General features: G+C 63.2%; 1 protein-coding gene. It reads right to left on the bottom strand.

What is annotated here, in order from left to right; genetic code table 11:
• Positions 1 to 760: bifunctional ADP-dependent NAD(P)H-hydrate dehydratase/NAD(P)H-hydrate epimerase (locus NW820_RS13060; protein WP_414407732.1), on the bottom strand; the 760-nt coding region annotated here is incomplete at both ends.

The following is a 760-nucleotide window of genomic DNA, read 5'->3' as shown; positions in this document are numbered from 1 at the left end:
GCTCCACTCTGGGCTGCCGCCCTTTGGGCTGCCTCGATGCGATCCCCAAGCGGGATCCCCGGAAAAAGCCGCCGAAATTCCCCCAGGTGGGGGGTGAGAATGGCTTGGATCCCTTTTTCTCGTAAGCGCTCTACCCCCATCTCCGCGAGAGCATTGAGGCCATCGGCATCGATCACCCAGGGGATCCCGGCCCAATCCCGCAGCAGGATCTCCAGCAGGGGCAAACGGGTTTCTCCCAAGCCCGGCCCCACGGCCACCGCCTGAAAGGGTTTCTCGGCAACCGGCGGCAGAGAAGGGATCCCTTCCCAGGCATGAACCAAAACCTCTGGCAAGGCGCTGTGGATCAGTCCTTTCAACTCCGCCGGCGCCGCCATCGCCACCATGCCCACCCCGCTGGCGCGGGATCCCAGCCCCGCCAACACCGCTGCTCCAGCATAGGCTGCCGAGCCTGCCACCAACAACAGGGATCCCTGGCGGTATTTGTGGGTATCCAAAGGGGGATCCGCAGGAAAGTGCTGCCAAGGCCGCAGCAACAACCGGGGAACCTCATCCTCTGGGCAGGCCCAAGCGGGGATCCCAAAATCAACGCGATGTAACCGTCCTACCCAAGGCAGAGCTGCTTCCTGCCACAGCCCCCGTTTCCAAAGGCCAAGGGTATAGGTATGGCTGGCGCGAATGCAGCAGCCCCAGACTTCCCCGGTTTGGTCGTTGAGGCCAGACGGCAAATCCAGGCTAAGGATGGGGATCCCACTGCCATTGG

Source organism: Synechococcus sp. R55.7 (genome assembly GCF_047461955.1).
Classification (GTDB): domain Bacteria; phylum Cyanobacteriota; class Cyanobacteriia; order Thermostichales; family Thermostichaceae; genus Thermostichus.
The sequence above is the reverse complement of the archived record's forward strand: the minus strand, read 5'-3'. Positions and strand labels throughout refer to the sequence as shown.